Source organism: Roseovarius dicentrarchi (genome assembly GCF_003316635.1).
In the GTDB taxonomy this organism is placed as follows: Bacteria; Pseudomonadota; Alphaproteobacteria; order Rhodobacterales; family Rhodobacteraceae; genus Roseovarius; species Roseovarius dicentrarchi.
Genome location: NZ_QNQP01000085.1, coordinates 1 through 602, shown reverse-complemented (window position 1 = coordinate 602; position 602 = coordinate 1). Strand labels below are relative to the sequence as shown.

The 602-nt window shown below is 55.0% G+C and carries 1 pseudogene and 1 other annotated feature; the pseudogene reads left to right on the top strand.

The annotated features are described in order from the left end of the window. Positions 1 to 602 (top strand): annotated as a pseudogene (locus DQ230_RS16960) (IS3 family transposase); the annotation flags it as partial. Continuing rightward, positions 40 to 156: a sequence feature (AL1L pseudoknot), on the top strand. (Overlaps the previous pseudogene by 117 nt.)

Here is a 602-nt window from a genome sequence, read left to right as displayed (position 1 = left end):
CCAGCTTCGACAAGCCAATGAAATCCTCAGGAAAGCATCGGCGTATTTTGCACAGGCGGAGCTCGACCGCCCATTTCGGAAATGATCCGGTTTATCAAAGAGCACCGGGAGGTATGTGGGGTCGAGCCGATCTGTCGTGTTTTGCAGATCGCCCCTTCGACATTCTATGCGCATCTGGCCGTTGAGAGTGATCCAGACAAAGCGTCGGATCGCGCCAAGCGGGATGCCGAATTGCGCCCTGAATTGAAGCGTGTTTGGGACGATAACAGGTCTGTCTATGGTGCTCGCAAACTATGGCGTGCCATGCGTCGGGAAGGGGTTGATCTGGCGCGCTGCACTGTCGAACGACTTATGCGCGATATTGGGATCGAAGGTGTCCGTCGCGGCAAGAAGTTCAAGACAACGTGGCCGGACAAAGCCCTGCCATGCCCATTGGATCGGGTGAACAGGCAGTTCCGCGCAACAACACCCAACCAACTGTGGGTGTCGGATTTTACTTACGTCTCGACCTGGCAAGGGTTCGTCTATGTGGCATTTGTCATCGATACGTTTGCCAACAAGATCGTCGGCTGGCGTGCATCCAGATCGCAGCAAACACAGTT